Raw genomic sequence first — 25,551 nt, forward strand, 5'->3', positions numbered from 1 at the left:
GTTCTTATCCTTTGACGACGCCCGAGGTCAGACCACGGACGAAATACTTGCCGGCGAAGATGTAAACGAGCAGTGTCGGAAGCGCCGCAATCATCGCAGCGGCCATATCCACGTTATATTCCTTGGCCCCGGTACTGGTATTGACGAGGTTATTGAGCGCTACCGTAATCGGCTGCGCAGAGCCGCTGGCGAACACTACGCCAAACAGAAAGTCATTCCAGACCTGAGTGAATTGCCAGATCAGGCTTACCATCACGATAGGAGTGGAAAGCGGCAGCAGAATCTTCCAGAAGATGGTGAAGAACCCTGCACCATCGAGACGCGCCGCCTTGATCAGGGCATCCGGAATACCGACGTAGTAATTACGGAAGAAAAGCGTTGTGAAGGCCAGACCATAGATGACGTGAACCAGCACGAGCCCGGTCGTGGTATTGGCCAGCCCCAGCTTGCCTAGGGTGAATGACATCGGCAGCAAGATAACCTGGAACGGAATGAAGCAACCGAACAGCAGCATGCTGAACAATACGTTCGAGCCCTTGAAGCTCCACTTCGATAAGGCGTAGCCGTTAAGCGCACCAATGAAAGTCGAGATGATGACGGCAGGAACCGTGATCATGAAGGAGTTCCAAAAGTACTCGTGAACCGTAGTCCAGGCTTTTATCCAGCCAATGAGTGTCCAGTCTACGGGCAACGTCAGCAGGTTGCCGGTGCGCACGTCATCCGGAGTCTTGAAACTGGTAAGCAGCATGACCACCAACGGCACGAGATAGACCGCACAAGCCACCAGGAGCGTGGCGTGGATTGCAATGCGGTTGAAAGACCAGCGCTTGCTGTGGGAAAGATCAGCCATGACGCTTGCTCCGCAGTTCGGAATAAAGGTAAGGCACCAGAATGGCAAGCACCGCGCCGAGCATCAGAACGGAGCTGGCCGCCCCCAAGCCCATTTGCCCGCGGGTAAAGGTGTGCTGATACATGAAGACCGCAGGAAGGTCGGATGAGTAACCGGGTCCACCGGCAGTCATGGCCATTACCAGGTCAAAGCTTTTGATCGCAATGTGCGACAGGATCATCACGGCACTGAAGAAGACTGGCCGCAAACTGGGTAGAACAATACGTAGATAAATTGTCGGCAGTGAGGCTCCGTCGATTTGTGCGGCACGAATAATGGCGCTGTCCACACCTCGTAAACCGGCCAGGAACATCGCCATGACAAAGCCGGAGGCCTGCCAGATCGCAGCGATCAGCAAGCAATAAATGACCCGATCCGTATCAACGAGCCAGTCAAAACGGAAACCTTCCCACCCCCAGTCGCGCAGGAGCTTGTCCAGGCCTAGCCCAGGGTTAAGCAACCACTTCCAGGCAGTACCTGTAACGATCATCGACAGCGCCATGGGATACAGATAAATGGTGCGGATAAAGCCTTCGCGTCGAATACGCTGATCCAGCAGGATGGCGAAGAACACGCCGATGATCAGGCAAAGCAGGATAAACATCCCACCAAAGACAGCCAGGTTTTTACAGGCCACCAGCCAACGGTCGTTGGCCAGTAGGCGTTCAAACTGGGCCAGACCTGCAAAGTTGTACACTGGCATGAAGCGGGACGTGGTCAATGAAATCACGGCCGTCCACAGCATATAGCCATACAGGCAAACGATCATTGCCACCGCTGTAGGGGCCAGAACCAGCTTGGGAAGCCACTTCTGGAGACGGTCAGGCTTTCGTACAGACGTGCTGGTACCTGTGCGCATGATTTGCACTTCGCTTAAAGACATCGAAGAACTCCTGATCCAACCCGTAGGTTGGTATTTGCATCAGGACCGGGCGTCTTGCAACGCCCTGCCCTTACTGCATTACTGCGCCGCTTTGATGGAGGCGACCAGTTGTTCGGTCGCCTTTTTGGGGTCGGCGCTTGGATCGTTGAAGAAGTTGGTGATCACATCGAAGACAGCGCCCTGGATATAGCTGGTGTTGGCCATGCTATGCGCCAGGCTTGGCTCCGCTTTGCCCGAGTCGTTGGCTGCCTGGAAATCCTTCATGGACTGTTTGGCACAGTCATCGAACTTCGCCATGTCGATATCATTGCGAACAGGAATCGAGCCTTTGTTCAGGTTGAAGACTTCTTGGAAAGGCTTGTCGATGACAGTACGGGCCAAGTCGTCCTGGGCTTTCCTGTTTGCCTCGTCCTTGAGCTTGAACATGGCCAGGGAATCGATGTTGTAGATGAAGTCACCCTGAGTGCCCGGCATGACTACGCACAGGTAGTCCTTGCCAGCAGTCTTGTTTGCAGCCGTAAACTCGGCCTTGGCCCAGTCGCCCATAATCTGCATACCGGCCTTGCCATTGATGACCATGGCGGTAGCCAGGTTCCAGTCACGGCCCGCTGCATCTGGGTCGATGTAGTTGCGAATACGCTTGAAGGTCTTGAACACTTCAACCATCTTGTCGCTGCGCAGGGTGTCTTCGTCAGTTTCGACAAATGCCTTGTGATAGTCCTCTGGCCCCATCATGGCCATGACCAGCGACTCGAAAATGGTGGTGTCCTGCCAGTTCTGACCGCCGTGGGCAATCGGAATGATACCTGCTGCCTTGAGCTTGTCTGCAGCCTCGAAGAACTCATCTAGTGTCGTTGGCACCTTGGCGCCCGCTTTCTGGAAGGCCTCAGGGTTTATCCAGAGCCAGTTGATGCGATGAACACCGGCGGGAACGGCGACGTAATCACCATCATGCTGCATGGTTTCAGCGATGCGCTTGGGCATGATGCTGTCCCATTTTCCGGCCTTGGCGATGTCGTTGAGGTTGGTAAGAAAGCCCATGTCAGCCCACTCCTGAATGTCGGGGCCTTTGAGCTGTGCTGCAGAAGGAGGATTACCAGAAACCGCACGGGTTTTCAGAACGGTCATCGCGGCCTCACCGGCACCGCCGGCAACCGCGAAATCCTTCCAGGTATCGCCCTGCTTTTGCATCATTTGCTTGAGGGTATCGACAGCCCGAGCTTCACCACCTGAAGTCCACCAATGCAGGACTTCCACTTCACCCGCCTGGGCGGTTAGAGGTAATTGACTCAAGCAGGACAAAGAAACCGCGAGGGCGAGACGATTGAGTGCTTTCATGATCAGTGACCTTGTTGTTTTTATAAATCTGATCGGAGTCTAGCCAGCCCTTGGCCAGCGTGGGTAACGAAGGGAATCATTAATGTCACAATGCCGTTACATTAGGCGGCTTTTGTAGATATCGATCACAATTTTACGCCACTCGTTTCAGGGCGCCTCTAGCGCGGCAACGTCAGCGTGACCCGCAGGCCCCCTTCCCGACGATTGCGCAAGACCACCTCCCCCCCATGGGCATGGGCTAAATTACGCGCAATCCCGAGCCCCAATCCGTATCCCTGCTGTTGACCTGTCAGGCGGACATGCGGTTCGAAAACCTGCTCTAAATCCTTTTCTGGCACCCCTGGGCCTTCATCGTCGACATGCAACATGAATACCTTGCCATCATCCTCCACCGTCAAGTGCGCCCGATTACCGTATTTCAGCGCGTTGTCGAGTACATTGCCGATACAGCGCTTCAAGGCCAGCGGCTTGCCGGGATAGAGAGCTACCGCCTCACCTTGCAACGTCGCTCGAGGCTGCTCACCGGCCTGGTAAGGCTCGACGATATTGCTCAGCAGGAGATTGAGGTCTACCGACTCGATGTTTTCGTGAATATCGGTGTCCTTGACGCACTGCAGTGCTCCCTTGACTAGCAGATCCAGTTCGTCAAGGTCTCGATTGAAGCGCGCCTGCAATGCCTCATCCTCCAGTAACTCGGCACGGAGCCGCAGCCGGGTGATAGGGGTCCGCAGATCATGGGAAATCGCACTGAAAAGCTGGCCCCGCTCGGCCAGGTATCGACTGATACGATCACGCATGGTGTTGAAGGCGCGTGTGACTTCCTGAATTTCACTCGCCCCGACTTCAGGAAGGGGTTGAACCTGTGCCTCCAGCGAAAGCTCACGTGCCTCTTGCGACAAACGTTTAAGCGGCCGGCTCTGCCAGTGGATGAGCAGGCCGATGAACAAGAGCAGAAAAGCGCTGCTGAACAGGATGAACCAAGCCTGCTGCAGAGGCAGGAACGGCTCATCCAGGGTGAGATAAGGGGCTGGCATCAGTGTCCCGATGTAGACCCACTCCTCCGGGCCTATTCGTATCTGGGTGACCAGAATGGGCGGATCTAGTGGTTCAAAGCTGAGGACGTAGTGCGCCCAGGAGCGTGGCAACTCATCCAGGGAAAGATTGCCATTGAACAGGCGCAGGTGCTTGGGGCTGACAAACTCCACATACATCGGCATCCCATTGCCGAGACGCTCCCGCAAGACTGACTCCACAGCATGAAGTACCGCCTGCTTGCCAGGCGAATCGGGCAGCGGCTCCATGATCAAGGGCTTTTCATTAAGCGATACGAAAAACCGTGTACCGCCCATATTACGCAACTGCTCCAGCACTACCGGACGATACGCCGGCGGTAGCAGACTGAAGTAACGCACGCTGGCCGCAATGGAGTAACCAAGGCTGCGCGAAGCGTTCAGCAGACCTTCCATTCGGCTGGCACGCAAGTGCGATATCCAGAAGAGGCTGGAAACGCCCTGGGCCAGCAGAACCGCCAGCAGCGTAAGCAACAGCATTCTTCCCAACAATGAGTGCGGTACCAGCCGCTGGAGTGCCTTAAAAAACATCTGCGGTCGGGCCATGCACCTGCGCCGCCAGAAGGTAGCCACTGCCCCGTACCGTACGAATCAGTCGAGGCGATTTTCCGGTGTCACGCAGCCGTTGACGCAAGCGGCTGACGGCCATGTCCACGATGCGGTCAAGCGGCATGACTTCACGCCCCCGCGTCGCGTTGGCAATCGTGTCACGGTCAAGTATTTGCTGGGGATGATCTAGAAACAGTTTGAGCAGAGTGAAATCAGCGCCGGACAGAATGACCTCTTCTCCGTCCTGGTGGAACAGCCTGTGCGTGACAGTATCAAGACGCCATTCATCAAACACCAATGTGTGTCCCGACTTGGCGTCACCAAAACCTGCGCGCCGGAGAAGCGCTTTGATCCGCGCCTGCAATTCCCGCGGGCTGAATGGTTTTCCAATGTAATCGTCAGCGCCTAATTCAAGGCCAATCACACGATCTGCCTCATCGGAGCTGGCGGTCAGCATGATGATAGGTACTTGAGAGATGGAACCACTCAGCGCCCTGACCCAACGGCAAAGACTGAAGCCGTCCTCACCCGGCAGCATGACATCCAGTATCAGAAGATCAGCCGGCTCGGCTTTAAGCGCAGTACGAAATCCGTAGCCGTCTGCCACAGCCCGAACGCTAAATCCGGCACGGCTCAGATAAGCCTCAAGAAGCTCACGAATGTCCTGATCGTCATCGACCAGCAGGATGGATTTACCCATCGGCGTCATAGCGTTGTCCCTTGTCTTTTTTATTATTGCCCTGGTGTCGAAGCATGCACGACACCAGGGGGAACGCCAAGAGGTGAAACGCGGTATTACTGACCGTTCAGGCTTTGCTGCAAGGCAACCCCTGCGCCAAACAAGCCAGGGTACTCGGCGGTAACCAGCCAAGCAGGAATATCCTGCAGGTAGGCACTGCTCGTCTTACCCTTGTCCGCAAACGCCTTGGCAAAGGCGCCGTTCTGGAAGCGCTCGACAAATCGCGGCAGGATTCCACCGGCAATGTAAACGCCACCCAGTGCGCCCAATGTCAGTGCAGCGTTACCCGCCACACGGCCCAGCCATACGAAGAACTGCTCAAGCACCTCGTCGGCATAGGCATCACCGGACAGCGCCATTTCACAGATCTCGGCAGCGGTCACGCACTTCTCTTCGCGGCCATCCAGTTCACAGCTGGCCTTGTAGAGATTCACCAGGCCATTGCCGGAAATAATACGCTCCGCCGACACGTGGTTACCAAACTGGCGCTTCAGGATCTTCCAAATTTCGAACTCACGTGGCGTGCCGATCGGCAAATCAACGTGACCGCCTTCGCTGGAAAGTACCATCCAGCGGTCATCCCCGATCGGCAGCAGACCGGCCACACCCAGGCCAGTCCCCGGCCCGATGATCAGACGTGCCCGATTGGCATGCGCCGCTCCCTCACGGACCTGAACGCAATGCGCTTTGTCCAGCTTAGCTACAGCCCAGGCCATTGAACTGAAGTCATTGATCAGAAGCAGGTGAGTCAGACCAAGCTCAGCGCAGAAACGCTCGCGGCTGATAACCCAGTGATTATTGGTAAAACGGAAGTCACCCTCGCCTACCGGCCCCGCGCAGGCGAGACATACGGAGTGGATATCGTCAAGAGCGACACCGGTACGCTTGAGGTATTCACGCACAGCATCTTCGGGACGCTCGAAATCGGCACACGCCATCACCTCGATCGCATCAAGCTGCTGGTCACGCCACAATGCGAAACGGGCATTCGTGCCCCCGATATCCCCTACCAAAGCCAAATTCATTTCAGCGCCTCCAGGCTGGATGTAAATGCACTCGCACCCTTTTCGGCGGTGCTCATTGCTTGCCGCATGAACGCAAAGAGTTCACGTCCCGTTCCAATTCCCATGCCTTGCGGGGGCGCCACCTGCTCCCGAGCATTCCACTCGGCAGGATCAACCACCACGATCAACTCTCCGGTTTGTCCATTGACACGCACCAGATCACCGTCACGTACTTTCGACAACGGACCGCCATCGATTGCCTCAGGGCATACATGGATAGCCGCTGGCACCTTGCCGGATGCTCCAGACATACGTCCATCAGTCACCAGAGCGACCTTAAAGCCTCGATCCTGCAACACGCCTAGGTAAGGCGTCAGCTTATGTAACTCCGGCATACCAAGGGCCTTGGGTCCTTGAAAGCGGACCACCGCTACAAAATCGCGGTCCAGCTCACCCGCCTTGAAGGCATTAGCAAGCTCGGCTTGATCAGCAAATACTCTAGCAGGCGCTTCTACGATCTGGTGATCAGGCGCTACGGCAGATACCTTCATGACCCCACGGCCAAGGTTGCCATCCATCACACGCAAACCACCTTCAGGGCGGAACGGGCGCTCGACCGGACGCAGGATTTCTTCATCCAAGCTCGCCACAGGTCCTTCACGCCATGTCAATGTGCCATTCTCCAAGAATGGCTCCTGCAAGTAACGACGTAATCCATGACCCATGACGGTGTTCACATCTTCATGCAGCAAACCGGCATCCAAAAGGGTGCGAATCAGGAAATTGGTGCCACCAGCCGCATGAAAATGGTTCACATCCGCCTTGCCGTTGGGGTAAACCTGCGCCAGCGTTGGAACGACAGCCGACAGATCCGCCATATCCTGCCAGGTCAGTTCGATACCAGCCGCCTGTGCGATGGCGGGAATATGCAGGGTATGGTTGGTAGAACCACCGGTTGCATGCAAGGCCACGACCGAGTTGATAATGGCTTTTTCGTCAACGATCTCACCCAGCGGGATGAAATTACCGCTTTGCTGCGTGATACGTGTCACCTGACGCGCCGCTTCACGGGTCAGCTCGTCACGCAGAGGCGTATACGGATTCACGAAGGACGAGCCCGGCAGGTGCAGTCCCATCACTTCCATAACGACCTGATTAGTGTTGGCTGTACCGTAGAAGGTGCAGGTGCCGGGACTATGGTAGGACTTCATTTCGGACTCAAGCAGCTCCTCGCGGGTTGCCTTGCCCTCCGCAAAAAGCTGACGCACTCGGGCCTTTTCCTTGTTGGAAATGCCCGAAGGCATTGGACCACCCGGCACAAAAACGAATGGCAGATGACCAAAACGTAGAGAGCCAATCATCAGGCCAGGAACGATCTTGTCGCAGATGCCCAGGCACAGTGCGGCGTCGAACATATTGTGGGACAGTGCCACAGCGGTGGACATTGCGATGACTTCACGGCTGAGCAGGCTGAGCTCCATGCCTGCTTCGCCCTGGGTTACGCCGTCACACATGGCTGGCACCCCACCGGCGAACTGACCAACGGAGCCTATTTCGCGCAGAGCATCTTTGATGATCTGGGGAAAATGTTCGTAAGGTTGGTGCGCAGACAACATGTCGTTGTAAGACGAAACGATAGCGACGTTAACCTCATCCATAAGACGTAAGCGCTGTTTATCCGACGCACCGCACCCGGCTACGCCGTGGGCAAAGTTGGCGCATTGTAGCTTGGCACGCTGAGGGCCTTCGCTCGCAGCTGCCCGGATCATTTCAAGGTAGCGCGTACGCGTAGGACGGCTACGCTCAATGAGACGCTGTGTAACTTCAAGGACGCGAGGATGCATGGTTCCGATTCTCCAGGCAGGCGAAAAATTTGTTGTTTTTAAAACAAATTTGATCTGAGTGGCTATTATTCCTCTCAAAATACGCGATAGTGTAATTGTTTTTACAACAAATCCTGCCAGAACGAGGTTTCAAATATGAGCATTCGTATTGCTATCAATGGTTTCGGGCGTATCGGCCGTAATGTTCTTCGTGCGCTTTACTCCGGAAATTATCGTCAGCATATGCAGGTTGTCGCCATCAATGACTTGGGTGACGCGTCCATTAATGCCCATCTCCTGGAATTCGACAGCGTGCATGATCGTTTCAATGCTGAGATTTCCGTTGATGAGAACAGCCTGACCGTGAATGGCGACCGTATTGCGGTATCCGCCATCCGAAATCCGGCAGAGCTTCCCTGGAAAGACCTGAATGTTGACGTGGTGTTCGAATGCACCGGTCTGTTCACCAGCCGCAGCAAGGCGGCGGCTCACCTGGACGCAGGTGCTTCCAAGGTCATTATCTCCGCACCTGGTAAGGAGGTTGACGCCACAATTGTTTATGGTGTAAATGACAATATCCTGCGTCAGTCCCACCAGATCATTTCCAATGCGTCCTGCACAACCAACTGTCTGGCCCCGATCGCTCAGGTCCTGAACCGTGAGTTGGGTATCGAGCATGGTCTGATGACCACAATTCATGCCTATACCAATGACCAGAACCTGTCGGATGTCTATCATTCCGACCCCTTCCGTGCCCGCTCGGCTACTCAGTCGATGATTCCAACCAAGACCGGTGCGGCTGAAGCCGTGGGTCTGGTGCTGCCAGAGCTGGTCGGGAAGTTCAGCGGCATGGCTGTACGTGTGCCGACCATCAACGTGTCGCTGGTCGACCTGACCATTCAGGTTTCCAAGACAGCAGATGCCAAGGCAATCAATGCCTTCATGAAAGCGGCCAGCGAAGCCTCGCCGGTATTGGGTTATAACGACCGTCCACTGGTGTCGATCGACTTCAACCATAACCCGCTGTCCTCAATCTTCGATGCCAACCACACCAAGGTCACCGGCAATTTGGTGAAGGTCATGGCCTGGTACGACAACGAGTGGGGATTCTCCAACCGTATGCTCGATACCTGTCAGGCACTGGTAAACGCTCCGGCGTAACACAGAACCTGACACAGACGAATCGGCCGGATCATCTCCGGCCGATTTTTATTATAGCGGCTATTGCCTCATTGCTCTTCCCGATCCTCTCCCATCGGATCGATGGCCTCTTCCAGACGTAGATCGTTAAAATCGATCTTGAGTCCGGTCTCCATGACATCCAGCTCCGCCAGTAATGTCCGGAAACTGGTCTCCTCCGCCGGCTTGGCTGTTGTTTCGGCAGGCTCCGGTGACATGACTGACACATCTTCTGCTGCCAGCGCGTGATCGTCGAGAACAGGTTCTGGCTCGAACTCCATCTCGCGAATAGCGGCCAGCGTTGGCAACTCATCCAGGCTTTTCAGGTTGAAATAATCCAGAAACGCTCTGGTAGTGGCAAACATGGCCGGGCGGCCCGGCACATCACGATAGCCAACCACGCGAATCCATTCGCGCTCAAGCAATGTCTTGACGATCTGGCTGTTGACTGCAACACCACGCACTTCTTCGATTTCACCACGGGTGATTGGCTGTCGGTAGGCAATCAGCGCCAAGGTTTCCAGAAGCGCTCGCGAATAACGTGGCGGACGCTCATCCCAAAGACGACCGACCCAGGTTGAATACCGCTCCTTGACCTGCAAGCGATAACCGCTGGCCACTTCCTTGAGCTCAAAACCACGCTTCTTGCACGAGCCGGCCAGCACAGCGAGTCCATCGCGTAACTGCTTGGGCTCGGGCCGCTCATAGTCATCGAAGAGTTCCGCGAGGCGTTCCAGCGTCAGCGGTTTACCGGCAGCCAGCAGTATTGCTTCGAGCAGAGGCGCGAGTTCTTTAGGGTCAGAAACATTCATGGCGCGCATCTTAAAGAGGTTGTTGCCAGAGCAGAAGCCACCCTGAAGAATTTCCGATGATCTTATCCAGATGTCCATATCTGTGGGGCACCTGTCATTGCAGACAGACACAGCGCGCAGCACACTTGATTGATCCGTCCTGAGTATGAACCATGAGTGCCGTCCGCGTTGTTGCCAGCCTTCTCTATCCAGACGTAATGAGCCTGGATGTAACCGGGCCGTTGCAGGTTTTTGCGTCTGCCAATGTTGAACGGCAGCGACAAGGGCTGCCTCCGGCTTATCAGATAAGTCTTCTGGCTGATCAGCCCGGCCCAATCATGACCTCATCTGGCATTCAGATCGTGGCGGATCAATCCTGGCGTGGCATGCCTGCGGAGCAGCTCGATACCCTCCTGGTTCCTGGCGGTATTGGCGTCGAGCAGCAATGTCGACATACCGAACTGCTGGACTGGCTGCAACAGAGCCAGCCTCGCCTGCGTCGTCTGGGGTCCGTTTGCTCCGGCGCCCTGATCCTGGCTGAGGCTGGGCTGCTGAAGGGCCGACGCGCCACGACACACTGGGCTGACCTGGAAGCGTTGCAGCGTTACACCGCTATACAAGTCGAGGGAGACCGCCTGCATACCTACGATCCGGCCGGGCAGGACGGTTATGCCGATGTCTTTACTTCCGCCGGTGTTACGGCAGGCATTGACCTTGCGCTGGCCCTGGTTGAAGCGGACCTGGATCGACCTACAGCATTAAGCGTAGCGCGCAGACTCGTCATGTTTTTACGTCGTCCCGGTGGTCAGGCACAGTTTAGCGCCTGTCTTTCGCCGGAGCCCAGCCGAACTCCTCGTTTGGCCGCATTGTTGGACTGGATACCCGCGCACTTGGGGGAAGATCTTTCCATCGAGCGTCTGGCAGAGCAGGTCAACATGACGCCTCGCACCTTGTCGCGTGCATTTGGCAGGGAGTTGGGGATCACTCCGGGACGCTATGTAGAACAGGTTCGCCTGGAGACCGCCAGAGCACTTCTACATGATGCACAAGCCTCAATCAGCACCGTTGCTCGCCTCTGTGGCTTCGGCCATCGCCGGACGTTTCAGAAACATTTGTCAGTCAGCCCGCAGGCGTATAGCGCCCGATTCGGTGACCCCATACGAGGACTTGATCATGCTTGAGCTACGCCCTAACTGTGAATGCTGTGATCAAGACCTGCCGCCTGACACAAACGACGCATTCATTTGCTCTTTCGAGTGCACATTCTGCAAGACATGCGCCTTGAGTCACCTGCACGGCTGCTGCCCCAACTGTGGAGGTGAGCTGGTCAGAAGACCGATCAGACCGGCACGAAAGCTGGCGCACTTTCCTGCCAGCCTGAACAGAAAGATACAGCCCTGCCGATAACCATGCAGGCTTTCTGATGGACACGCTCTTAAGGTCCATAACTAGTACATCAACGCTATCGCCGCCGCAAGCGGAGCGGATTTGAGCGGCAAGGTAGCGCAGAACGCAGCATTCAGGATTCGCCAGGACCTGGTCGAATTTGCGGCTCGCACTATGGTGCCCGCGAAGAAAATGTTGCCTTCACGAACGGCTATGTACGCATATGGGAACAGCAGCCGGCCTTCGAAAAGTTGATCCTCATGGTCCTATATCGGCCAGATATCTCTCAAAATTCCTGCACTAACGGATATCTCCCTGATTTCCGCATCAAGCCGGTGGAAGATCGAGCCCGAGGGCAACCGTATCTCACTCCTACGCCGTAGGCGAGCCGCCCTTCATATGAGGCATTGCTGTCTGGTACAAATTAAAGGACGCCGTTGCCAGCCTAGCGGATTACCGGATTCACCCAAATGCTGATGCCCTCCCCACTCGAGTATGTACTGTAGGACGTGAAACTGACGAAACGCCTGGAGCAGGCCGAGGCCTGCTCCACGGCAAACCCCGCCACTGAGCAGGTAAATGCATGAAAGAAAAGACGGGCTGGTTAGCCGAGCTGGCCACTTTTGAATCCCAGGGCACTCCATGCGTGTTGGTCACCGTTGTTGAAGAGAAAGGCTCAACGCCGCGTACTACAGGGACAAAAATGATAGTCACTGCCGATAGTTTACGTCTGACGATTGGCAGCGGTCACCTCGAGTACAAGGCCATCGAGATTGCGCAGCAGATGCTCAAGGAAGGAATACGCGAGCCGCGCATCGAACGGTTTGCGCTGGGTGAACGTCAGGAACCATGCGGCACGGAAGCCACAGCATTGCTGTTTGAGCCAATGGGCCAGCACACGGTGCACGTCGCCGTGTTTGGTAATGGACATGTGGCGCGTGCTCTAGTACCACTACTAGCCAGCCTGCCATGCGAGATACGCTGGATCGACTCACGTGTTCGGGAGTTTCCAGACACTCTTCCTAGGGGAGTTACCAAAATCGTCACGGACGAACCTCTGGATGAAGTAGACGCCATGCCAGGCGGCACCTACTTTATCGTCATGACGCATAATCATCCGTTAGACCTTGAGCTGACCGAGCGCATCCTGACCCGTAACGATTTTGGCTATTACGGACTGATAGGCTCTAAAACCAAGTGGGTGAAGTTTCAGCATCACCTTGCAACCAAAGGTTTTACAACCGAACAGATCAATCGCGTACGTTGCCCTCTGGGAATCCCGCAAATTAAAGGTAAACTTCCTGCGGAAATTGCGATCTCTGTAGCGGGAGAAGTTATCGCGACCTATAGCGCACAGGCTACGCTACAAGAAGCCTCTCCACTGCGTCTCGTTCAGCCGACACATAACCATTCCTAATAATGTCGCGCGGGTTTGAATTGTCGACCTTGCAGTGGTTGATCGTGCGCGACAGGCTGCATGCTTGACCTGTCTACCGTTAACACACTGGATGATTAAGAAGGGATATGACTACTCAAGCCTACCGTGCCGCTCTGCTCCACTGCGTTGCCGATCCGAATGACGTCGGCATTGAGGCTGCCTGTGAGTTCGTTGAAGACGGATTGCTGGTCGTAACTGATGGTCGCATCGATGCAATGGGAAACGCAGCCACGCTGTTGCCCGTACTGCCCGAAGGAACCGAGGTCATTGAGCACCCGGATGCGCTGATTACACCAGGCTTTATCGACACGCACATCCATTACCCACAGACAGGAATCATCGCGTCCTATGGCGAGCAGTTGCTGGACTGGTTAAACAACTACACGTTCCCGGCCGAGGGAGCGTTTGCTGATTCAGCCAAAGCGGCGGAAGTCGCCGATATTTTCCTCAAGGAGCTGTTACGTAACGGCACCACAACTGCTCTAGTGTTTGGCACTGTACACAAGCAGTCTGTAGAGGCATTCTTCGAAGCGGCTGAAAAGCTCAATTTGCGCATGATCGCCGGCAAGGTCCTGATGGATCGAAATGCTCCCGACTTTCTGATAGACACGCCGGAGTCCGGCTATGCAGACAGCAAGGAGCTGATCGAGCGCTGGCATGGCAAAGGCCGCCTGCACTATGCCGTGACACCGCGCTTTGCACCAACGAGCACGCCAGAGCAGCTAACGCTTGCAGGCCAGTTGCTTGAGGAATACCCGGATATCTACCTGCACACGCACCTTTCCGAAAACCTCAAGGAGATCGAATGGGTAAAGTCGCTTTTCCCCGAGCGCAGCGGTTATCTTGATGTTTACGATCATTATCAATTGCTAGGTAAACGATCGGTGTTTGCACACGGTGTACACCTTTGCGATGAAGAATGTGCCCGCTTGAGTGAGACTGGATCAGCCGTAGCCTTCTGCCCTACTTCGAATCTGTTCCTGGGTAGCGGCCTTTTCAAACTGCCACAACTTGAGCAGCATAAGGTGAACGTTGGCCTGGGCACGGACGTTGGTGCCGGCACAAGTTTCTCGATGCTGCAGACGGTCAACGAGGCGTACAAGGTTATGCAGTTGCAAGGCGAAAAACTGCACCCGTTCAAGGCCTTTTACCTTGCTACGCTAGGCGGAGCTCGTGCATTACGCCTGGAGGATAGGATTGGTAGCTTCGCTCAGGGTAACGACGCAGACTTCGTGGTGCTTGACTACCATGCAACACCTCTGCTGAGTTATCGCCTGAAGCAGGCCAAGTCGCTGGAAGAAAAACTGTTCGCCTTGATGATGCTGAGTGATGATCGAACCGTTAAGGAAACCTACGCCATGGGCGTGAAGGTTCACCAGCGCTAAGGCGCCAATGAAAAGGCCGGCTAGAAAGCCGGCCTTTTGTTAAGGGCAAATGGTTATTCACCTACGATCAGCAGCGGGTTGAATCCGCTTCGATCAAATTGCCCTTCTTCTGCAAGCTTCATATCCAGCATAAGGCTAGCCAGATCATCCGCCATTGGTTCCGCTCCCAGATTGAACTCTTTGGTTACAATCTTGAGATAGCTGTTGCAGTCGCTACATGTTTCCGCCTGCGCAGCCACCGGCGCTTTGCCTTGCTCATCTTCGAGGCTCAGGTACTTCACCGTACGGCCTTCTCCACACACACTGCACTTGCTGCGCTCCAGATGCCATTCAGTCGAACACAGACCACAGTGCAAGTAGCGTACGCCACTGCGGTCTCGATCAGCATGAATGATACTGGCGACAGGAGCCGACCCGCAGCATGGACAAATCGTTCGTGCATTACCGGATGGCCTTCTGGGTGGCGAAGATAGACACTGCGTAAGACGAACCCAGGCGATCTGCAATGCTGCCGAGATAAAAGGAAGCAAGGCACGATGCTCTACAGGGCCTGGACGGCCATCCAGAATATCGTCCGCCAGTGCTTCCCTTGTCTCATGGTCCAGATGACGCAGTGCAGTCAAAAGCTCACGATGCTTATCGGCCACGTGGAGCTCAAGCGTATCAAGCAATGCGTTCAGCTCAGCCTGCCAGTCAATGTCACGACGCAAAGCATTGATTCCAAGCGGCGGCATACCATGCTCCAGCGCCAGCGTGAAAGCGCTTGGATCAGGTAGCCAACTGGCTTCATGCTCGTTCAAGACAATGTCCTGCGCTTTGACGAGCTGCGACATGAACAGCAAGAACCCGCTGAGCGGCTCGACTTTCTCAGAAAGCTCCTTGAGCCGTCGTGCCCGCATGGCAAATACCTGCTTTTTAGGCAGTACAACGGGAGCCGGATCCATGATCCCCGTCGGCGAGGTCCCATATTGGTGAGTGGCAGTGGCTGTCACGGCGTCCCCTTCGTTGGCATATGATGCTCATTGACCGCACCCGAACGCGAGCCGGTTCTTTCCTTTTCTTTGCGCTCCTGCTCCACAATATCATCGTACCAGAGGCGATGATGATGCTTGGCCCAGGCACGGCTAACCCGTCCCTGCGTCATCGCTCGGAAGGAGCCTTTCACCCAGATCGCCGAGTAGACGTGAATGATCAGCGTGATGATCGCAACAAAGGCGACATAGGCGTGTACCAGACTGGAGAGTCGCAACCATTCACGAGGGAAATACTCTGCGAAATAAGGACGCCAGATAACGATACCTGAGATCAACAGCAACGGCACACTCATGACCATTAGCCAGTACACCAGCTTCTGGCCAGGATTGTTAACGCCAATGGGTGGCGCCAGCTCGTCCCGGTTACTGAGTACATCACCAATGTGCTTCATCCACTCGATATCATGACGCTTGAACAAGTTGACCTTGAAAAAGCGTATGGCCATGACCACGAAACAGAGTGCCATGATCACCCCGATAAAGGGGTGAACCATGCGCGTCACTGTCGGACCGCCAAACAGGGCGGTCAGGTCAAAAAAGAAGGGGTGAAAGAACGCCAGACCGCTGAGCACCAGACATACGAATGTAATCGCGATGACCCAATGGTTCAGACGGCTAAACGTGCTGTACCGCAGAATGCCTTTCTCGCTGCTTGAAGGGGTCATTTGCGATCCTCCTCTAGGGCCTCGTGACGAATCTCCTCATCCGGCGTGTCTTCCGGCTCCTCCTTGGGGCCCTTCATCACGTAGTGCGCAAAGCCTGCCAGGGCAGTCAAACCAATCATCGCGGACATGATGGGCTTGGTAATGCCCTTCCACAGCCCTACCAGCGGACTGATCTGCGGATCGCTCGGCAGATTACTATAGAGCTCTGGTTTGTCGGCATGCTGCAACACATACATGACATGGGTACCGCCCACACCCGGTGGATCGTACAAACCTGCATTGGCGTAACCACGATCATTGAGCTGGCCTACCCGCATCAACGCATGTTCGGTCATGTCTTCCTTGGTACCAAACATGATAGCGCCTGTTGGGCAGGTCTTAACGCAGGCAGGCTCCAGACCGTGATAGACACGGTCCGAGCACAATGTGCATTTATAGGCCTTTTGATCCTTCTTGGAGATACGCGGAATGTTGAATGGACAGCCTGACACGCAATAACCGCAACCGATGCAGTGCTCGGAGTTGAAGTCCACGATACCGTTGGCGTATTGCACAATCGCCCCGGGTGCCGGACAGGCCTTCATGCAACCAGGCTCTGCACAGTGCATGCAGTTGTCCTTGCGGATCAACCACTCCAGATTGCCCTGCTCGTTCACATACTCATTGAACCGCATGACTTGGAAGGTAGTGGGGCTAAGATCTGCCGGATTGTTATAGCTGCCGTCACAGTGGCCGATCTCATCACGCAGATCATTCCACTCGGAACAGGCTACCTGGCAGGCTTTACAGCCAATGCACCGGGAAACGTCGATCAGCTTGGCGACCTTCTCCACCCCGCCGTCACGTGTGTGCGGCGAGGCTTCGGTGGTCGCGGACCGGGCGACGATGTTTTGAAAGTTGACTTGATCGCCTCTCATGATTATCGCGTCCTCATACCTTCTCGACGTTCACCAGGAACGACTTGAACTCAGGCGTCTGCGTGTTGGCATCGCCCACCACTGGTGTCAGGGTATTGGTCAGGAAACCTTTCCTGGCCACGCCTTTGAAGCCCCAGTGAATAGGAATACCAATCTGGTGCACCGTGCGTCCTTCCACTTGAAGCTTATGGATACGCTTGGTAACCACCGCAATGGCACGGATGAAGCCACGCTTTGATGTGACCTTCACCGTATCGCCTGCCTTGATGCCAAGCTCATTGGCCAGGTCTTCCCCGATTTCCACAAACTTTTCTGGCTGTGCAATGGCATTGAGTCGCGCATGAGTGGTCCAGAAGTGGAAGTGCTCCGTAATCCGATACGTCGTAGCGGCATACGGAAAGTCCTTACTGGTCCCCATTTGCTCCCGGTCGCCTTTGAACACACGTGCCGCCGGATTGTTTTTGGCTGCAGGGTTGTTCGGGTGCATCGGGTTGTAGTCGAGAGGAGACTCGAACGGCTCATAATGCTCAGGGAACGGCCCTTCCGCCATCATGCTACCGCCAAAGAAGTGCGCAACACCTTCCTGGTTGAGAATAAATGGGCTAGCACCGGCTTCTGGTGGCGACGTCCAAGGAAAGTCTGGAATATCTGGTCCAGCCCAACGCTCGCCGTTCCACCAGATGAGCCGCTTCTCGGGCGCCCAAGAGGTGCCATCAGGACGCGCGCTTGCACGGTTATACAAAATGCGTCGATTGAGAGGCCACGACCAGGCCCATCCCAATGTAATACCGACATTGTAAGGATCGGCATTATCGCGTCTATCCATCATATTGCCGGCACGAGTCCAGCAGCCAGAGTAAATCCAGCAGCCACAGGCTGTACGACCATCATCGGTCAGATAACCAAAGTCATCCAGCAGATCCCCCTTCTTGTGGGTGATGGTTTTGCCATCGGTACTGGGCAGATCCGCCAATGCGCGGCCGTTATATTCCTGGGCCAGATCTTCCGGGTTAGGCTCTTCAGGGTTGCTGTAGGGCCAGGTCAGATTCAGAATCGGATCAGGGAATGCTCCGCCTTCATCACGATACATCTGCTGCAGACGATGGAAAATACCGGCCATGATCGCAACGTCTGGACGCGCCTCGCCTGGTGGTGGTGCCGCGCGCCAATGCCACTGCAACCAACGACAGCTGTTGACGATGGAGCCGTTTTCTTCAGCGAAACAGGTCGTGGGCAGACGGAAAACTTCAGTCTGAATTTTTGACGAATCTACATCATTGTACTCGCCATGATTTTTCCAGAACTCGGTCGTCTCGATATCCAGAGGATCCATGACTACCAGGAACTTGAGCTTGGAGAGTGCTTCCACGTTCTTGTTCTTGTTGGGGAACGAAGCCAGGAAGTTGAAGCCTTGCGCCAGGTAGCCTGTTATCTCGCCATTGTGCATACGCTCAAGGGTATGCATAACGTCGTACAACGGCTCTGTGAGCTTTGGCAGCCAGTCATAACACCAGTTGTTTTCTGCCGTGGCTGCATCGCCATACCATGACTTCATAAGGCTGACATGGAAGCGCTTGAAGTATTTCCAATAAGACACCTGCCCTGGACGTAACGGCTGCTTGGCACGCCGCTCGATATAACCGTCAAAATCCTGCTCTTCATGGGAAGGCAGACGGATATAGCCAGGAAGCTGGTTTGAGAGTAGGCCTAAATCGGTCAGGCCCTGAATGTTGGAATGCCCACGCAAGGCATTAACCCCACCACCCAGCATGCCGATGTTACCCAACAACAGTTGCACCATACTGCCGGCACGAATCATCTGCGCGCCAACAGAATGCTGTGTCCAACCCAGCGCGTAGAGAATGGTCATGGTTTTGTCTTCGGCAGCCGTCTCGGCAATCATGTCCCAGACTTTCTGGACTTGATCACGTGGCATACCGCAAACGCTTTCAACCTTCTCGATGGTGTAGCGGCTGTAGTGCTTACGCATCAGCTGATAAACGCAACGGGGATGCTGTAGGGTTGGGTCTTCCTTCACCATACCCTTTTCATCGAACTCGTAACTCCAGCTCGACTTGTCATAAGCACGGATATCGTCCTGCTTATAGCCGGAGAACAAGCCGTCATGAAAGTCGAAATCCTCTTTTACGATGATTGCGACGTCGGTATAGGCCTTGACGTACTCATGGTTGATCTTGTCAGTGGTCAACAAATAGTTGATCAGACCACCCAACCACACGATGTCAGTGCCTGTCCGAATGGAGGCATGGTAATCCGCCACGGCGCCCGTACGGGTGAAGCGTGGATCGATTGAAATGAGTTTGGCGTTGTTCTTTTCCTTTGCCTCGATTACCCAGCGAAAGCCTACAGGATGCGCCTCAGCCGAGTTACCGCCCATGGAAAGGATCAGATTGGCATTGCGGATATCAGTCCAAGAATTCGTCATCGCACCGCGACCGTAAGTTGGGGCAAGACCTGCCACCGTCGGTCCGTGTCAAACGCGTGCTTGGTTATCCATTACAACAACACCAAGACTCCGTGCGATTTTCTGCGTAAGGTAAGCCGTCTCATTCGAGGTAGCAGACGCTGCGAGAAAGCCTGTTGTAGTCCAGTGGTTGACCAGATGACCATGCTGATCACGGGTCACGAAATTCTTGTCCCGGTCATCCTTCAAATGACGCGCAATGCGGTCCAACGCCTCATTCCAGCTGATACGTTTCCATTCGTTGGAACCCGGTTCGCGAACGGAGGGATGCGAAAGGCGAGATTCACTCTTGACGAAGTCGAGTGCGCCAGCACCACGAGGACACAGGGAGCCGCGACTGACCGGATGATCCGGATCGCCCTCAATGTGGTAAATATCCTCAACGGTATTGATGCTGTTATCGCCTCGGCTATAAATCAGCATGCCGCATCCTACGGAACAGTAGGTGCAGGTGTTTCGAGTTACCTTGGCTGCAGCAAGTTTGAAATAACGGATGGACGCCATAGCAGGTTCAGGCGCAAAGCCCAACATTGCCATACTCGACGTTGCCACCCCGGTCGCGCTTAATTTTAAGAAGTTTCTTCGCGATACACGGATCGACATGGGGGTTACTCCAGGCACAACTTTCACGGATCAACCCTTCGGCCCCAAGATATTCGCAATTGTTCCCCAAAAAGTTCCAATACCTTACGAAAGGTTACAAAGGGTAAATATATAAATAGGCATGTCTTGGCTCTCTACTGTACGCGTTGCGCTGCTAAAAGGACTGTCTGCTGCCCGGTACACGTTGTGTTCCATTGCTGTTTACCTATGCCGACAATGCGCCAGATCGGTATCAACACAGTACAACGCCGGAGCGATATCGGCACTTGGAGAGCCGTGCGCAGTGTGCAGTACATGGGCTGTTAATCGCCCCATGACCAGCCTCTTGAAATGGCATTGAATCAGGCAATGCGTGATGAGCCAGAGCAAACTAGGAAGCCAGCCGTTTGTCCCGCTCAGACAAGCCTTTTCTGATCGTAGTCACGTCTGCGGGTGATACGCCTGGTCCTGACCCTATTAGGACCTTCCTTCCCAACGAAGAGCAAGGCATCAGTTGTCACCAAGGAGTCTTGCATTACTCTATGCGAGCACTCTTGGATATCGAAGACTTTCCAATTGTTGACCAAAGCGGCACAGCCAATCGACAACCCGCGACTGGCCGTCATCAGGTCCACATACCGCTTGGTTATACTGATAGCTTTAGCCAGTGATCGCGACATGCAAAAACTCAGATGGATGCTGTTTGGCTCAGGGCTAACCCTGGTAGTGCTGGGCCTCTTCCTGTGGTTTGACAATGAGCAGATGTCTCCATTGATACAATCCACTAACACGCCCTCACCTATCAAAAATCCAGGCAGCCTTTACGCCACGGTACAATCGCAACAGATGCCACCTACCGCTATAGATGATTTCGCTCAGGTCGAAGGCATCATTCACGAACGCTGTACGGTCTGTCATTCCAGTCAACCCACCAGCCCCTTGTTTAGTGAGGCACCGGCTGCGGTTCTATTGGATACGCCTGATCAGATCCGGCAAATGGCCCCGCGAATCAAGCAGCAAGCCATAGATTCCAATGCTATGCCCTTAGGCAATGTCACGCAGATGACTCAGTCCGAGCGAGACCTCATAGGACGCTGGATTTCAACGCTTAATGGCGGCCGCTGAAGCTATCAGACATTTTCTAGCCCTCGACGCAACTGCTTCTTAAGCAAACGGGCACTGTCCAAGCAAACAAGCAGTACGGCAATCCAGATCGGTCCGTATGTCCAGAGCTGGGAAGAGACAAATGCTTCGTCCAGCAGCAGGATCGCGACAAACACAAGCAGGGCCGGCTCGATGTAGCTTAGGATACCAAACAGCCCCATTGGCAACAGTCGGCTTGCAGCCATCATGGCGCCGAAGGCCACCGCGCTCAACAAGCCAAGCCCCGGTAGAAGGATCCACAAGCTCGGCGCCACCTGCAGAGCCGAGGCAGGACTGAAAAAATAGAGCAGCACGATAGCCAAAGGCGCCATGCACAGCATTTCTAATATAAAGCCGGACAGCGCATCGATTTTCATCCAACGCCGCAACATGAAATAAGGTGGGTACCCCAGAGCCGATACCAGCGTAACCCATGAAAACGCCCCGGTAGCCCACCACTCATGAATGACGCCGATCAAGGCGAAGACTACAGCGACCCGATATAACGGTCTCATCTCTTCGCCGTAAAACATGCGGCCGACTATGACCATCACCAGAGGCAACAGGAAATAGCCCAGTGTTATATCCAGAGTATGCCCTGTCATCGTTGCCCAGACAAATACCCCCCATTGCGATCCAACCAGTAAGGTGCTGCCTATTAGAGCCAAAATCAGCCGAGGCTCACGAAGCAATCGAGCAAGCGCCTGTCGCAGCATAGCGCCCTGTCGTGTCAGTACCAGAAGCAGCAACACCATGGGAATCGACCATAGAATGCGTTGCGTCAGCACCTGAACACCGTCCAGTGGTTCCAGATAATTGAAGTACACCGGCATCACAGCGAACAGTACGGAAGAAAGCACCGACAACGCCATACCCCGGCCAGATAGAATCATGCGAATGCCCTGCGTCCCAAACGATTGATCATCAAAGAGGCCACGATAACCCCACCACCCAATAGCAACCGAACAAGATCCACATCTCGATTCCAGATAAGGATATTCACGATTAGACCGGCAGGTACATGCAGTTCGTTCAAAATTGCCAGTGTTCCGCCGTTGACCCAGGTTGAGCCGATCGTCCACCAGTACATGCCCAGCGCCGTGGCAAACAGTCCCATCCAGATCAGTACGCCCCACTGTACGGCTGTTTGGGGCATACGCTCCAGGTTGCCAAACAATAGAAATGACGGCAGCGCAATCAGTAAGGCGCCTAGGAAAAAGCATCCAAAACGGCGATACAGCGGGATATCCGAGGGATGACGCTGTACCAGGTATTTACACAATACCTGTCCTGCCGCGAAGGTCAGATTGGCCAGCTGCAACAACAGAAATCCCGACAGATATTCACCTTCGAGCTGATCAAAGCGAATCACCACTGCTCCCAGAACAGCCACCACAGCGGCGATCAATGACCACGGATTGAAGCGGCGACACACCACATCATCCAAAAGCGTCACATAAATAGGCGTCAGTACGGTAAAAAGGAGTACTTCCGGTACCGTCAGAACTGCAAAGCTTCGGTATAGGCACAGGTATGTAATGCCGAATTGAAAGGCACCCGCCACCATCAAGCCTGCAATGAAGCGCGGCGCAACACCTCGCCACCGAGTAAACGGCAGAAACACAGCGGCGGCCAGCAATACTCTGATCAATACAGCAAAATCACTGTCGACCTTACCGGCCAGGTATTCCCCTATCAAGCTGAAGGAAAACGCCCAAAGTACAGTGACAGACAACAGATACGGCATAACGACCACTCAGCAAAAGGTGCGCGACAGTACCGCGCTTTTTAGCATCAGAAAAGTCTTCACCTCTTGATACCGAATCCACGAGACACCAGGAATAACCAATGCCCAGACGAAAAAAAGCCTCCCGAAGGAGGCTCAATCCAAAGGTAAACGCCTGAACTTAGAGTGCTTCGGCCAATTGAGCCTTCGCCAGTTCCAGTCCCTTGGCCATTGCTTCTGGCCCCATCGCAACGCCCTCCACATGGATAAACGTCACGTCAGTAATGCCAATGAAGCCCAGCACCTGCCGCAGGTAAGGCTCCTGATGATCAAAGGTATTTGCAGGGCTTCCGGTGTAAACACCACCACGCGCCGTCAGAATATATGCGCGCTTGCCTTCAAGAAGCCCTTGGGGCCCCTGCTCAGTGTACTTGAACGTCACACCTGCACGTAGCACATGATCCAGCCAAGCCTTCAGGGTACTAGGGATAGCAAAGTTATACATGGGTGCGGCCAGTACGAGAACATCGGCTGCCAACAGCTCTTGGGTCAGCTCGTTCGAACGTGCAAGAGCTGCTTTTTGTGCCTCGGAATGTGTCTCGGCTGGGCTCATCCAACCTGCCAGAAGGTTTTCATCCAGGTGAGGAATAACATCAACGGCAACATCCCGTACCGAGATTTTGTCTTCTGGATGTTTATGCTGCCACGCTTCGATGAACTCAGCGGTAATCTGACGAGAAATCGAACCTTCTTTACGAGCACTGCTTTCAATCACGAGAACCTGAGACATTATGCTGGCGTCCTTTGTAATGGAAGAATGAGCACAGCTTAATAGCAATTAAGTTGATATAAAAACGGAATTTATAGCTAACACCAATCAAGTTTATTGATATAACAGTGTCTTATCATGGCGTTTACGCTGCCCGATTCGCTAAGGAATAGGTATGAAGGCTCCTCGAGTTACGCTAGACCAATGGCGCACCTTACAGTCAGTGGTTGACCACGGCGGTTTTGCACAAGCTGCCGAGGTACTACATCGCTCTCAGTCATCCATCAGTTATACCGTCGCGCGCATGCAGGAGCAGCTAGGCGTTCCGCTGTTACGCATCGAGGGACGCAAGGCAGTACTAACAGAAGCCGGAGACGTCTTGCTAAGGCGCTCGCGCCAACTGGTTAAACAGGCCAGCCAGCTGGAAGAGCTTGCCCACCATATGGAGCAAGGCTGGGAAGCAGAGGTACGCCTGGTAGTCGATGCAGCCTATCCTACTTCCCGTTTGGTCAGCGCACTGACCGAATTCATGCCACAAAGCCGTGGATGCCGGGTTCGCCTGAGGGAAGAGGTACTGTCTGGTGTAGAGGAAGCCTTACTTGAAGGCATGGCCGATCTTGCTATCAGCGGTCTGAATATTGCGGCTCACCTAGGCGCAGGCTTGGGTACAGTCGAATTCGTCGCAGTCGCCCATCCAGATCATCATCTGCATCGACTGCAGCGTGAGCTGACGTTTCAGGACCTTGAGGCTCAGATGCAGATTGTCATTCGAGATTCCGGTCGCACCCAACCACGAGACGCTGGCTGGCTGGGCGCGGAACAGCGCTGGACCGTCGGGAGCCTTGCTACAGCCGCCACTTTTGTCCGCAATGGGCTGGGGTTCGCCTGGCTACCTCGTCATTCTATCGAGCGCGAAATCAATGAAGGTACGCTAAAACCTCTTTCGCTGAGCCAAGGAGGTAACCGCTTCCATCCTTTTTATATGTATCAGAGTCGAGAGCGCCCGCTCGGTCCTGCCTCTCAGATACTGGTTGAACTGATCAAGAAACAAGGTACAGGGCATGGCCAGTCTTGATAAGTGCCATGCAAACCGCGCTACGCTCATACATAACCAACCCTAACCCCAAAAGGAGCGCTTATGCTCAAAGCTTTCTTTACTGCCGCCACGCTTGTACTGGCTTCTTCTGCCTGGGCTGCCGAAAATCCTCATGTCGTGCTGACCACCAACCAGGGCGAAATTGAACTGGAACTGAATGCACAAAAAGCGCCTGTCAGCGTACAGAATTTTCTTTCTTACGTAGATTCAGGTTTTTACAAAGGCACCATCTTCCATCGCGTCATTCCAGGCTTCATGATCCAGGGCGGCGGATTTACCCAGGACATGCAGCAAAAAGACACACAAGCCCCTATTCGCAATGAAGCGGACAATGGGCTTAAAAACACACGCGGTACCGTATCCATGGCACGCACCGCAGCGGTCAATTCGGCAACCAGCCAGTTTTTCATCAACGTCTCAGACAATGCCTTTCTTGATCATGGCCAGCGGGATTTTGGTTATGCCGTCTTCGCAAAAGTTACTCGCGGCATGGACGTAGTAGATAAGATCGCCGGTGTCTCGACTGTTAGCAAAGGCATGTTCCAGAACGTTCCACGCGAACCGATTTTGATCCTCGCGGCCAAAAGATCATAAGCCTGCTTCCGATTAAAGTGTGACTGCTTATTCTGCTGACAGGCAGTCACACGCCTCTGAGGATCA

Annotated in this window: 23 protein-coding genes and 1 pseudogene; 9 read left to right on the top strand and 15 right to left on the bottom strand. The window is 54.4% G+C overall.

Translation table 11 applies throughout. The annotated features are described in order from the left end of the window. Positions 1-4: 4 nt before the first annotated feature. The 7 genes from AC4LF3_RS10525 to edd all read right to left on the bottom strand — a co-directional run bounded on the left by AC4LF3_RS10525 (position 5) and on the right by edd (position 8,316). Positions 5-850: a carbohydrate ABC transporter permease gene (locus tag AC4LF3_RS10525; RefSeq protein ID WP_491835253.1), complete on the bottom strand. Its 846-nt coding sequence runs from the start codon at positions 848-850 to the stop codon at positions 5-7. Beyond that, positions 843-1,772: a carbohydrate ABC transporter permease gene (locus AC4LF3_RS10530; protein WP_491835254.1), complete on the bottom strand. Its 930-nt coding sequence runs from the start codon at positions 1,770-1,772 to the stop codon at positions 843-845. Before AC4LF3_RS10530 ends, AC4LF3_RS10525 begins: the two co-directional genes overlap by 8 nt. 78 nt (positions 1,773-1,850) lie before the next feature. Beyond that, positions 1,851-3,110 carry an ABC transporter substrate-binding protein gene (locus AC4LF3_RS10535; RefSeq protein ID WP_010798447.1) on the bottom strand — a complete coding sequence of 420 codons (1,260 nt, stop codon included), beginning with the start codon at positions 3,108-3,110 and terminating at the stop codon, positions 1,851-1,853. Positions 3,111-3,268: 158 nt separating this feature from the next. Further along, a complete protein-coding gene (locus AC4LF3_RS10540; protein ID WP_434154704.1) occupies positions 3,269-4,726 on the bottom strand; it encodes an ATP-binding protein in 1,458 nt (485 codons plus the stop codon). Beyond that, positions 4,701-5,438, bottom strand: coding sequence for a response regulator (locus AC4LF3_RS10545; RefSeq protein WP_010798449.1), 738 nt, complete (start codon positions 5,436-5,438; stop codon positions 4,701-4,703). The genes AC4LF3_RS10540 and AC4LF3_RS10545 overlap by 26 nt, the downstream gene beginning before the upstream one ends. An 86-nt stretch (positions 5,439-5,524) precedes the next feature. Next, positions 5,525-6,493 carry a glucokinase gene (locus AC4LF3_RS10550; protein ID WP_010798450.1) on the bottom strand — a complete coding sequence of 323 codons (969 nt, stop codon included), beginning with the start codon at positions 6,491-6,493 and terminating at the stop codon, positions 5,525-5,527. Next, entirely contained in the window at positions 6,490-8,316 is a 1,827-nt protein-coding gene (gene edd, locus AC4LF3_RS10555; protein ID WP_074826722.1) for a phosphogluconate dehydratase, read from the bottom strand. Before edd ends, AC4LF3_RS10550 begins: the two co-directional genes overlap by 4 nt. A 135-nt stretch (positions 8,317-8,451) precedes the next feature. Between edd and gap the strand changes: the two genes are divergently transcribed. Next, the gene (gene gap, locus AC4LF3_RS10560) at positions 8,452-9,456 is read left to right on the top strand and encodes a type I glyceraldehyde-3-phosphate dehydrogenase (protein WP_491835255.1); all 1,005 of its coding nucleotides are present in this window, start codon (positions 8,452-8,454) and stop codon (positions 9,454-9,456) included. 68 nt (positions 9,457-9,524) lie between these two features. Here the strand turns inward: gap and scpB are convergent, their stop codons facing one another. Continuing rightward, positions 9,525-10,286, bottom strand: a complete 762-nt coding sequence (gene scpB, locus AC4LF3_RS10565) for an SMC-Scp complex subunit ScpB (RefSeq protein ID WP_125888456.1) — start codon at positions 10,284-10,286, stop codon at positions 9,525-9,527. 152 nt (positions 10,287-10,438) lie between these two features. Here scpB and AC4LF3_RS10570 point away from each other — a divergent pair, with 152 nt between their 5' ends. The 4 genes from AC4LF3_RS10570 to guaD all read left to right on the top strand — a co-directional run bounded on the left by AC4LF3_RS10570 (position 10,439) and on the right by guaD (position 14,474). Then, complete coding sequence (locus AC4LF3_RS10570) at positions 10,439-11,446, top strand: GlxA family transcriptional regulator (RefSeq protein WP_491835256.1); 1,008 nt, start codon at positions 10,439-10,441, stop codon at positions 11,444-11,446. After that, positions 11,439-11,672 (top strand): DUF1272 domain-containing protein, encoded by a 234-nt coding sequence (locus tag AC4LF3_RS10575; protein ID WP_312272142.1) that lies wholly within the window; start codon positions 11,439-11,441, stop codon positions 11,670-11,672. The genes AC4LF3_RS10570 and AC4LF3_RS10575 overlap by 8 nt, the downstream gene beginning before the upstream one ends. Positions 11,673-12,234: 562 nt before the next feature. Then, on the top strand, positions 12,235-13,068 hold the full coding sequence (gene xdhC, locus AC4LF3_RS10580) for a xanthine dehydrogenase accessory protein XdhC (RefSeq protein ID WP_491835257.1): 834 nt from the start codon (positions 12,235-12,237) through the stop codon (positions 13,066-13,068). A gap of 107 nt (positions 13,069-13,175) precedes the next feature. Continuing rightward, entirely contained in the window at positions 13,176-14,474 is a 1,299-nt protein-coding gene (gene guaD, locus AC4LF3_RS10585; RefSeq protein WP_491835258.1) for a guanine deaminase, read from the top strand. 53 nt (positions 14,475-14,527) lie between these two features. Here guaD and fdhE read toward each other — a convergent pair whose 3' ends face one another. Genes fdhE through fdnG form a run of 4 tightly spaced genes read right to left on the bottom strand, consistent with a single transcriptional unit; the run spans position 14,528 to position 20,172 of the window. Then, positions 14,528-15,418, bottom strand: coding sequence for a formate dehydrogenase accessory protein FdhE (gene fdhE, locus AC4LF3_RS10590; RefSeq protein WP_491836275.1), 891 nt, complete (start codon positions 15,416-15,418; stop codon positions 14,528-14,530). Positions 15,419-15,462: 44 nt separating this feature from the next. After that, positions 15,463-16,173: a formate dehydrogenase subunit gamma gene (locus AC4LF3_RS10595; RefSeq protein WP_491835259.1), complete on the bottom strand. Its 711-nt coding sequence runs from the start codon at positions 16,171-16,173 to the stop codon at positions 15,463-15,465. Beyond that, entirely contained in the window at positions 16,170-17,090 is a 921-nt protein-coding gene (gene fdxH, locus AC4LF3_RS10600) for a formate dehydrogenase subunit beta (RefSeq protein ID WP_010798462.1), read from the bottom strand. The genes AC4LF3_RS10595 and fdxH overlap by 4 nt, the downstream gene beginning before the upstream one ends. 13 nt (positions 17,091-17,103) lie before the next feature. Further along, positions 17,104-20,172, bottom strand: coding sequence for a formate dehydrogenase-N subunit alpha (gene fdnG / locus AC4LF3_RS10605; protein WP_139208821.1), 3,069 nt, complete (start codon positions 20,170-20,172; stop codon positions 17,104-17,106). Between the two features lie 392 nt (positions 20,173-20,564). Between fdnG and AC4LF3_RS10610 the strand changes: the two genes are divergently transcribed. Beyond that, positions 20,565-20,828, top strand: coding sequence for an ureidoglycolate lyase (locus AC4LF3_RS10610; RefSeq protein WP_409438736.1), 264 nt, complete (start codon positions 20,565-20,567; stop codon positions 20,826-20,828). A gap of 217 nt (positions 20,829-21,045) precedes the next feature. After that, positions 21,046-21,282 (top strand): annotated as a pseudogene (locus AC4LF3_RS10615) (urate hydroxylase PuuD); the annotation flags it as partial. Positions 21,283-21,287: 5 nt separating this feature from the next. Here AC4LF3_RS10615 and rarD read toward each other — a convergent pair. The 3 genes from rarD to AC4LF3_RS10630 form a co-directional block, all read right to left on the bottom strand. Further along, positions 21,288-22,193, bottom strand: a complete 906-nt coding sequence (gene rarD / locus AC4LF3_RS10620) for an EamA family transporter RarD (RefSeq protein WP_122042447.1) — start codon at positions 22,191-22,193, stop codon at positions 21,288-21,290. Continuing rightward, positions 22,190-23,047 carry a carboxylate/amino acid/amine transporter gene (locus tag AC4LF3_RS10625; protein WP_491835260.1) on the bottom strand — a complete coding sequence of 286 codons (858 nt, stop codon included), beginning with the start codon at positions 23,045-23,047 and terminating at the stop codon, positions 22,190-22,192. Before AC4LF3_RS10625 ends, rarD begins: the two co-directional genes overlap by 4 nt. 160 nt (positions 23,048-23,207) lie before the next feature. Continuing rightward, positions 23,208-23,816, bottom strand: coding sequence for an FMN-dependent NADH-azoreductase (locus AC4LF3_RS10630; protein ID WP_074826758.1), 609 nt, complete (start codon positions 23,814-23,816; stop codon positions 23,208-23,210). Positions 23,817-23,970: 154 nt separating this feature from the next. Between AC4LF3_RS10630 and AC4LF3_RS10635 the strand changes: the two genes are divergently transcribed. Continuing rightward, entirely contained in the window at positions 23,971-24,870 is a 900-nt protein-coding gene (locus tag AC4LF3_RS10635; protein ID WP_010798469.1) for a PA3225 family LysR-type transcriptional regulator, read from the top strand. A 63-nt stretch (positions 24,871-24,933) separates the two neighbouring features. Beyond that, positions 24,934-25,485 (top strand): peptidylprolyl isomerase, encoded by a 552-nt coding sequence (locus AC4LF3_RS10640; RefSeq protein ID WP_312272137.1) that lies wholly within the window; start codon positions 24,934-24,936, stop codon positions 25,483-25,485. Positions 25,486-25,551: the final 66 nt, after the last annotated feature.

The sequence above is a fragment of the Pseudomonas sp. C2.3V genome (assembly GCF_058536325.1).

Excerpts from the sequence above, each read along its gene's own strand:
- AC4LF3_RS10525 (WP_491835253.1), bottom strand. The coding sequence starts at position 850 with ATGGCTGATCTTTCCCACAGCAAGCGCTGGTCTTTCAACCGCATTGCA.
- AC4LF3_RS10530 (WP_491835254.1), bottom strand. The coding sequence starts at position 1,772 with ATGTCTTTAAGCGAAGTGCAAATCATGCGCACAGGTACCAGCACGTCT.
- AC4LF3_RS10535 (WP_010798447.1), bottom strand. The coding sequence starts at position 3,110 with ATGAAAGCACTCAATCGTCTCGCCCTCGCGGTTTCTTTGTCCTGCTTG.
- AC4LF3_RS10540 (WP_434154704.1), bottom strand. The coding sequence starts at position 4,726 with ATGGCCCGACCGCAGATGTTTTTTAAGGCACTCCAGCGGCTGGTACCG.
- AC4LF3_RS10545 (WP_010798449.1), bottom strand. The coding sequence starts at position 5,438 with ATGACGCCGATGGGTAAATCCATCCTGCTGGTCGATGACGATCAGGAC.
- AC4LF3_RS10550 (WP_010798450.1), bottom strand. The coding sequence starts at position 6,493 with ATGAATTTGGCTTTGGTAGGGGATATCGGGGGCACGAATGCCCGTTTC.
- edd (WP_074826722.1), bottom strand. The coding sequence starts at position 8,316 with ATGCATCCTCGCGTCCTTGAAGTTACACAGCGTCTCATTGAGCGTAGC.
- gap (WP_491835255.1), top strand. The coding sequence starts at position 8,452 with ATGAGCATTCGTATTGCTATCAATGGTTTCGGGCGTATCGGCCGTAAT.
- scpB (WP_125888456.1), bottom strand. The coding sequence starts at position 10,286 with ATGAATGTTTCTGACCCTAAAGAACTCGCGCCTCTGCTCGAAGCAATA.
- AC4LF3_RS10570 (WP_491835256.1), top strand. The coding sequence starts at position 10,439 with ATGAGTGCCGTCCGCGTTGTTGCCAGCCTTCTCTATCCAGACGTAATG.
- AC4LF3_RS10575 (WP_312272142.1), top strand. The coding sequence starts at position 11,439 with ATGCTTGAGCTACGCCCTAACTGTGAATGCTGTGATCAAGACCTGCCG.
- xdhC (WP_491835257.1), top strand. The coding sequence starts at position 12,235 with ATGAAAGAAAAGACGGGCTGGTTAGCCGAGCTGGCCACTTTTGAATCC.
- guaD (WP_491835258.1), top strand. The coding sequence starts at position 13,176 with ATGACTACTCAAGCCTACCGTGCCGCTCTGCTCCACTGCGTTGCCGAT.
- fdhE (WP_491836275.1), bottom strand. The coding sequence starts at position 15,418 with ATGGATCCGGCTCCCGTTGTACTGCCTAAAAAGCAGGTATTTGCCATG.
- AC4LF3_RS10595 (WP_491835259.1), bottom strand. The coding sequence starts at position 16,173 with ATGACCCCTTCAAGCAGCGAGAAAGGCATTCTGCGGTACAGCACGTTT.
- fdxH (WP_010798462.1), bottom strand. The coding sequence starts at position 17,090 with ATGAGAGGCGATCAAGTCAACTTTCAAAACATCGTCGCCCGGTCCGCG.
- rarD (WP_122042447.1), bottom strand. The coding sequence starts at position 22,193 with ATGATTCTATCTGGCCGGGGTATGGCGTTGTCGGTGCTTTCTTCCGTA.
- AC4LF3_RS10625 (WP_491835260.1), bottom strand. The coding sequence starts at position 23,047 with ATGCCGTATCTGTTGTCTGTCACTGTACTTTGGGCGTTTTCCTTCAGC.
- AC4LF3_RS10630 (WP_074826758.1), bottom strand. The coding sequence starts at position 23,816 with ATGTCTCAGGTTCTCGTGATTGAAAGCAGTGCTCGTAAAGAAGGTTCG.
- AC4LF3_RS10635 (WP_010798469.1), top strand. The coding sequence starts at position 23,971 with ATGAAGGCTCCTCGAGTTACGCTAGACCAATGGCGCACCTTACAGTCA.
- AC4LF3_RS10640 (WP_312272137.1), top strand. The coding sequence starts at position 24,934 with ATGCTCAAAGCTTTCTTTACTGCCGCCACGCTTGTACTGGCTTCTTCT.